The following is a 6,891-nucleotide window of genomic DNA, read 5'->3' as shown; positions in this document are numbered from 1 at the left end:
CAGGTAAACTACTATGAAAATCTAAGAAAAACGGAGATATCGAGAGGTTTTGCTTTCTTTATTGAGGGAGTTTAGTTCAAGAGTGCTGTTTGATCTTTGCTCAACAATTGGGCCATTTTTGTGGAAGACAGCAGAAACTTTTGAGATCTTAATCAAAATAGTAATTAATCTATCGAAGTTGTAAAATAAGGGTAAGAATAGTTCTGGGGGGATTTATATCAATTATAATGCTATTAATCTAAGCAAGAAACTGTCCAAATTCAGTGAACACTGGTCGCCCAAAGTCATTGGTGAAATGAATGACTATCAGTTTAAGTTAGTTAAGATTCTGGGGGATTTTGTATGGCACGATCATAAAGACACCGATGAGGCATTCATCGTGATAGACGGCGAGATGTCCATCGCATTCCGCGATGGAGAGGTTAAACTTTCCAAAGGAGAAATGTATGTGATACCAAAAGGTGTGGAGCATAAGCCTTATGCTGAAAAGGAATGCCATATAATGCTGGTAGAGCCTAAAGGTGTAGTCAACACTGGTGAAACTAATTTAAAACTAACTGCTGAAAATAACATATGGATTTAAACCAATAATTCAGTTACTTTCTTTGGATTAACATATAAAAGGTATGCTATGGGGCTGGTCAGTTGTAATTTTATAAAGGAGTTGTGAGAAGTTGAAATATCGTAAAGCAAATATCGATGATATTGATAAATTGGTCGAGTTAAGAAAAAAGCAATTAGTTGATGAGGGGATAGAACCTAATATAGATATTGATAGAGAACTATATGTTTTCTTTAAAAATAAACTAAGTGATGGTACTTTAATTCAATGGCTAGTGGAAGATAATGAAGAAATTATAGCTTGTGGTGCAGTAATTTTTTATGAATTTCCACCTTGTTACACCAATAAGACTGGAAAAAAGGCTTATATCACAAATATGTATACTAATGAAAATTATCGTGGGCAAGGAATCGCAACAAAGCTGTTAACTAAATTAGTTGATGAAGTTAAGATTTCAGGTATTTCACAAATATGGCTTGGGGCTTCAAAAATGGGTAGACCTGTGTATAAGAAGTTTGGTTTTATGGAAACTGATGAATTTCTAGAATTAAATATTTTTTAATAATTTGTGAAGTATACCACTTAAACTAACGGGTGCTTTAGTTCTATAAGAAGTATGGAAAATGATCAAACTTTAAAACAAAATCATACTTAAAAACGCCCTTTATGTTGTTCCACTAAAAGGCGCTTTAATTGAACAACGAATTTTTTATTTTATTGTAGTAAATCTTAATGTTGTTGTAGTAAATGAGGTCATATGTAGTACAAAGAAGGATAGATAAAGCAAATTTTATCTATCCTTCTTTTTTTGTCTTATATAATGTGCAACATTATATAATTCTTCCTTTTTATCAAGTCATTAATAAAATATCTTGACTTTTAATAAAATTCGATGTGGGCTTTTTTAATACAGCCATGTATGGCTTTTTAAATTTTACGTACACTTTTCAAAAAAATATTATCTTATACAATGTACCTCTGTACCTCGTTTTGTCATTCAAAACACTCCTCTTTCTATATTATATTTGTCTACACTCTAAAAGCCCTTCTCGTGTGAGAGGGCTTTTTATTCCGGAAACTGGATCAATTCCTCATAATCTTCTGCAACAATTTTATAATCATGAGAATCGAAATCTTCCCAGTTTATATTTTCAAATGTATCTCGAGTTAGTGTAATTTTCAGTACATTTTTATCTGATGTGTTCCCTGTTGAATCTGTAACAGGGAGTTGCCAAAACAAAACAGCTTCTTCCACGTCTGTATTTTCAAACAAACTCTGAAATACTACATTGCTGTCTTCAAACAATCCGTTGGCTTTCATCTTAGCTGTTAGGTTTTCACTTCCCAAAAGTGTAAGGATAACAATGTTATCGTTTTCAATATCGGTCCCCATATGCTCATTGCCTCTAAATTGACAATATTAAAATCATTATCTTCGGTAAGTTGATACTCTATATGATCTTTTAAGCTCTCTGTAGGGTCCTCTTCCGTATCTTCTTCCGTCGATACTTCAGTATCATCTCGAGGTGATAATAGTCCAATCTCGATTTTCTTGTCTAATGTTTTATCATAGTTAAAATCCAGTATTACATATGCATCACTTTCAACGCCATTTTCGCCATCGAAATTATATTCCACAAAATCATCGAATTTATTTTGGCTTTTTTCTTTTCCACCTACTATAGTTTTAACCTCTTCAAGAGTCATACCATCTTTAATTTTTTTATATTCGTCTTTTGTAATTTTCGCTGTCTTCTCTTGAGTTACTTCTGAAGGTTTTTCTCCTTCAAGTGACATCCAAACAGCGTAAAAAATGAAAAATAAAATGAATGACCCAAGTGCTGTCAATAATCTTTTCTTAACTTTCCTTGTTTTTCTAAAAGCTGATATGACTGCGGCAATTATAATAAATATTGTGACCACAATACAAAGTAATCCTAAAAACGACAACATTTCTTTCCCTACATCTAATCCCTTGGTGTATTCCTCAAACTTATCCATGTTTTTCTTTTCAAGTTTTTTGCTTATATGTGCGTAAACATCAGAAGTTATAGCAACGCTGCCATGACCTAATCTTTTCTGAACATATTTCATATCCGCACCAGCCTCAAGCTGGAGCACTGCATGTGTATGTCGTAAACCATGAATGGTTATATGTTTTGTAATTCCGGCTTTTCTACAGATGCGATTAAATGCTCTGTGTAAGGTGGATTTAGAATAGGGGAGGCCATTCCCTCGTTCGAAAACAAGAGTTGTTTTGATACCTTTCTGCCAATTTCAACTTTATTTCCTTTTTCTTAATGACATGACGTGTTAACAGAGCGGCAAGGCTTTCGTCGATTAAAATTTTTCTATACGATGTTTCAGTTTTAGGTGGATCGAACATTTTATCAATGTTCAAAACATCATAATTTAAAGTTTTGTAGATCTTAATTTTATTATCAGTGGAATCTAAATCCAGTACCTGGAGAGCTAAAGCTTCACCTTTTCTTAAACCAGTATCGATTAGTGTTTTAAATAAAGTAAAATAGTTCCAATTTTCTTTTAGAGCAGCATCTAAAAATCTAATCACTTCATCTTTGCTTAGATATTCTAAATCTTCATCTTCTTTTATTTGGTTTATTGCCTTATTAGGGATAGTCACTCTGGAACAAGGGTTTTTAGATAACATTTCAAGAGAAACGGCTTTATTCATCGCATTGGAAAGAGTAGTGTGGATGATTTCTACTGTTCTTTTACTATTTTCTTGATCAGCGAGTTTATTAATGATTTTTTGATAATGTGTTGGGGTTAAATCTTTTATTTTCATATACAGGCTTCATGAGCGAAATGTCCCCTTTATTTAACTTTGCCTTCACGAGGCCAAAATGATCTGATCTCATTTCAATTACCCGGAAATCCAATTACAAGGGTTATGAAATCCTGCGAATAAGTGGGCATTCGAGAGATATTCGTATCAAACTGAGGAATTCAATAAGTATTGTTAAAATGGATATATATAATTGGTAAGTCTTATCTAAGTTTTACCATTTCCTAAAACTGGTAATATGAAGAAGGGTTAATTCATAATCTTAAAAAAAGTGATTTATTTTAAGGAGGAATGATGAATAAATTTCAACCATTAATGTGGATAGTTCTTACAATATTTTCTTTAATTTTAGTAGTACCTTCTCTTTTAGTAGTTTCATTTTCAAACAATCCAAAACAAGCATCTACAAAACAGAATATTGTTGCTTCAACTGACATTAAAGAAAGTAAAAACGATAAAAATTCGACTGAACCATCCATCGACGTGTCAGTTTATAGGACAAACACTAAAGAGATTGAACATATCCCTTTAGAAGAATATGTTGTAGGTGTTGTTGCTTCAGAAATGCCAATTACTTTTGAATTAGAGGCATTAAAGGCTCAATCTTTAGCAGCTAGAACATTTTTAGTTAAACAAATGCTTTCTAATTCTAAAATTAATTTACCAGGCGGTACTGATATAACTGATAATATTCAATACCATCAAGTATATAAAAGTAAAAAAGAACTGGCTAATGAGTGGGGAGAAAATTATAAATCAAATATCTCTAAAATACAAAAAGCAGTTGAAGCGACAAAAGGTAAGATTTTAACCTATGATGAGAAACCAATCGATGCTTCTTTCTTTTCGACCAGTAATGGATATACGGAGAATTCTGAGGATTATTGGGGTAATAAAACGCCATATCTAAAAAGCGTTGAAAGTCCTTGGGACATACAATCTCCTAAATTCCAATACCAAACAACTATTCAAGTAACTAAATTTGAAGAGTTGCTGGGAATTAAATTGAATAATGATGTTAATATCGGCAGGGTTATCTCAAAATCCAAAGGAAATCGTATAAAGTTTTTTGAAATTAACGGTAAGAAATATAGTGGAAAGACGATCAGAGATAAGCTAAGACTTAATTCTTCCGATTTCACATTTAAAAGAGAAGGTAATAAGGTAATTATTAATACTAAGGGAAATGGTCACGGAGTAGGTATGAGTCAATATGGTGCTAACGGATTGGCACAAGAAGGTAAAAATTATAAGGATATTTTAAATTATTATTATCAAGGTGTAACCATTTCTTCAGTTGAACCCTTTATAAACAAAATGTATGTAAAAAAGTAAAAACACTTTTACTTCAAGTTTTTGAATGTCTTACAAAAGCAACTAATAGCTGCTTTACTTATCACCAGGAGCTGATCAGCAGCTCCTTTATTTATGGAACTAAAAGGGAGGTTAGTTTAATACCCGATATAACTATTGGGTTTAAGAGATATTTAATCTTATTAGGATTTTTTTTATTTGCCTTTACGTCTAAACCTTAACGCTTATAGAAAGGGTGCATTAGTTCCAAATGATGCACTAAAGATGAACACATGGAGTTAGTATAGTTTCTGGACACATTTTAGTTAAGTCCTTACAATGATTTTTGAGAGGATGTGTCCGTCTTGGAACGTAAGAATACAGGTAAAAAATATAATAATGAATTCAAGAAGACTATTGTAGATCTTTATCACTCGGGTAATTCAGTAAGAGAATGGTATGTCAACACAAAACTAGACAACTTTTTTAAGGTGTTCAAGTTTGTAATCAATCGGACTTACATAACCCAGTGTCCCATAAATGAATATATAATAAATGCAAAAAGATTTTCGGTATAGGACTCCTAGAAATATCACCATGATAAAAACCCTAATCTTAATATAGAGTACAGTATTAATCTTTTGGGATAAACAAATACTGTGATTTTTTTGTAAAAAAGTAATAGCGCTCTGGCAGCTGAAGTAGAAACGGAAACAACTATTACTAACATATCAGTTCTATCTAAGTTAGCAGTGTAACTCCTGGTATTGCAACAGCTACAGCTGGTAAAAAGATCGCATGTTCCTCCAAGATAAATGCAAAGAATCCAATTGTGGGATCTCCAACGGCAACTGCTACTTCAACAGCAAGTGCATCCGAGGACTCTATCAGTGCAAAAGTTAGGGTATATAACAGTAAGGGAGGTTTACAAGGGTCAAAAGAAGATAAACAGTCTTACTCGAAGTATGCTGGTGCAACATATACTAGTAAATCTGGTTCAATTCCATCTAAAGCTTTTGGCAATCATAATTATATTAAGAAAAATTATAAGACTATCAGGCATGAAACTGTGGATAAATTTTAAATAATAGAAGAAGTTAAGGCTGACATTAGTTAGCCTTAACTTCTTTTCTGGGAGCGGGTTATATGAAAAAACAACTTATGGTAATAACGGTCATTTTATTAATTGGGATTTCAGGTTGGTTATTATATGATAATAAATCAGCTGAAAAAACAAATGGAAATACAAAAGGAGTTCAACCAGGATTTGAGGAAAGTTCTAACACAATATCCTTCGGCCTATTAGATGAAAACGATAAAGTAGTAAATAACGGAAGTATACTAGAACCAAAAGAAAATAAGCTCGAGTATACCTTTTCTCTCTCTAATTTTATTGAAGTGGAAAGGGACTATGCATTAATTGTCCTTGATAACTTTAAACAAATTCCTTTTACAGTCCAAGGAAAGCAGTACAATGTATATCCTTTTAATGCGAAGGCAAATAAAACCGTTGAATTCAAGACAAGTATTTCCGTTAAAAAAGATACAAGTGAAATAGATTATCTTGTTATTAAAAAACCTAATTATTTTACAGAGAAATTAGATATTCCAAAGATGCATTCATTACAAGAAATTTTACCTTTGCGCTTTCAGGTTAAGAACAACAGTCAGAAACAAAAAACAGCTACCTTTACTCCTGAAGAAATGTTTAACGAAGGACCAAACGATACCATATTTATAAGTAAACAAAAAGAGGAATTAACGATTCTTCCTACTGAAAGAAGTGGGGAAGATATTTATATATCCGTCGGAAATATTAATGAGGAAAAAGAAAACTACAATATTATTGCTTTAAGTAATTGGAAGCAAGTTCCTTTTGAAAATAATGAATTAGTAGGTAATGTATTAGTTAATCCAGGTGAAAGAAAGGTTTTTAAATTTAAGCTGCCATTTGTAAAAGCTAACTCGAATTTTCAAGTTATTGCTTTACCAAGACCCTATGAAGTTAGCGAAAAAGATTATGAGAGCACAAGAGCAGAGGGGTCAATGCGAGCAGTTATAAAACCCTAAATAGTATAATAATAGGACCGAACAGCTCAATAACCTTAGATATAAAACAAATCAATTCTCTGACAGTTTTTATCAAGTTGATATGGACAGGTTACACTTAGTTGGACAATAAAAATAAGGGCATGTAGAATCATACACAATAAGTGAGGAGAATCTA

Annotated in this window: 7 protein-coding genes; 4 read left to right on the top strand and 3 right to left on the bottom strand. The window is 32.3% G+C overall.

Annotated features, from left to right (window positions below; genetic code table 11):
* Positions 1 to 217: 217 nt before the first annotated feature.
* A complete protein-coding gene (locus ACFX4X_RS24860; protein WP_377387456.1) occupies positions 218 to 583 on the top strand; it encodes a cupin domain-containing protein in 366 nt (121 codons plus the stop codon).
* Positions 584 to 674: 91 nt separating this feature from the next.
* On the top strand, positions 675 to 1,124 hold the full coding sequence (locus tag ACFX4X_RS24855) for a GNAT family N-acetyltransferase (RefSeq protein WP_201183769.1): 450 nt from the start codon (positions 675 to 677) through the stop codon (positions 1,122 to 1,124).
* A 504-nt stretch (positions 1,125 to 1,628) separates the two neighbouring features.
* Here the strand turns inward: ACFX4X_RS24855 and ACFX4X_RS24850 are convergent.
* The 3 genes from ACFX4X_RS24850 to ACFX4X_RS24840 are packed head-to-tail and all read right to left on the bottom strand — an operon-like array spanning position 1,629 to position 3,371.
* Positions 1,629 to 1,868 (bottom strand): hypothetical protein, encoded by a 240-nt coding sequence (locus tag ACFX4X_RS24850; protein ID WP_377387450.1) that lies wholly within the window; start codon positions 1,866 to 1,868, stop codon positions 1,629 to 1,631.
* A gap of 23 nt (positions 1,869 to 1,891) precedes the next feature.
* On the bottom strand, positions 1,892 to 2,824 hold the full coding sequence (locus ACFX4X_RS24845; protein ID WP_377387453.1) for a tyrosine-type recombinase/integrase: 933 nt from the start codon (positions 2,822 to 2,824) through the stop codon (positions 1,892 to 1,894).
* Complete coding sequence (locus tag ACFX4X_RS24840; protein ID WP_377387447.1) at positions 2,775 to 3,371, bottom strand: tyrosine-type recombinase/integrase; 597 nt, start codon at positions 3,369 to 3,371, stop codon at positions 2,775 to 2,777. Before ACFX4X_RS24840 ends, ACFX4X_RS24845 begins: the two co-directional genes overlap by 50 nt.
* 294 nt (positions 3,372 to 3,665) lie before the next feature.
* Here ACFX4X_RS24840 and spoIID point away from each other — a divergent pair, with 294 nt between their 5' ends.
* The gene (gene spoIID / locus ACFX4X_RS24835; RefSeq protein ID WP_377387444.1) at positions 3,666 to 4,706 is read left to right on the top strand and encodes a stage II sporulation protein D; all 1,041 of its coding nucleotides are present in this window, start codon (positions 3,666 to 3,668) and stop codon (positions 4,704 to 4,706) included.
* Positions 4,707 to 5,810: 1,104 nt separating this feature from the next.
* Entirely contained in the window at positions 5,811 to 6,734 is a 924-nt protein-coding gene (locus ACFX4X_RS24830; RefSeq protein ID WP_089363951.1) for a hypothetical protein, read from the top strand.
* Positions 6,735 to 6,891: the final 157 nt, after the last annotated feature.

This window comes from Peribacillus sp. YIM B13481 (genome assembly GCF_042787985.1).
In the GTDB taxonomy this organism is placed as follows: Bacteria; Bacillota; Bacilli; order Bacillales; family DSM-1321; genus Peribacillus; species Peribacillus simplex_A.
Note: the sequence above shows the minus strand (reverse complement) of the source record. Positions and strands in the feature narration are given on the sequence as shown.